This is a genomic window from Pseudomonas sp. HY2-MNA-CIBAN-0224, assembly GCF_040310285.1.
Lineage (GTDB): Bacteria > Pseudomonadota > Gammaproteobacteria > Pseudomonadales > Pseudomonadaceae > Aquipseudomonas > Aquipseudomonas helleri.
The window spans coordinates 1-256 of record NZ_JBEOPQ010000694.1; the positions used below are offsets into that span (position 1 = coordinate 1).

At 44.1% G+C, this 256-nt stretch carries 1 protein-coding gene; it reads left to right on the forward strand.

Annotation, left to right across the window (positions count from 1 at the left end; translation table 11 throughout):
- The coding region (locus tag AAEZ03_RS28095) for a POTRA domain-containing protein (protein WP_350583220.1) at positions 1-256 on the forward strand (256 nt) is incomplete at both ends.

Here is a 256-nt window from a genome sequence, read left to right on the forward strand (position 1 = left end):
TCATTGAGGTGGTCATTGAAGATCTAGGTGAGCCGGTCATTGTCGACAGTCGTATTATCGAAATTCGCGGTGAAGGTCGCGAGCAAGAAGAATACCAAGCGTTGGAAAAAGAGCTACCACCGCAAGAAGGCGATGTATTCAATCATCGCGTTTACAAAAACAGTAAAGCGGCGCTAGAGTCACTCAGCAACACTTATGGTTATTTTGACCAGTATTGGCTGAACAAATCAGTCGATATCATTTTGCCAGACAATAC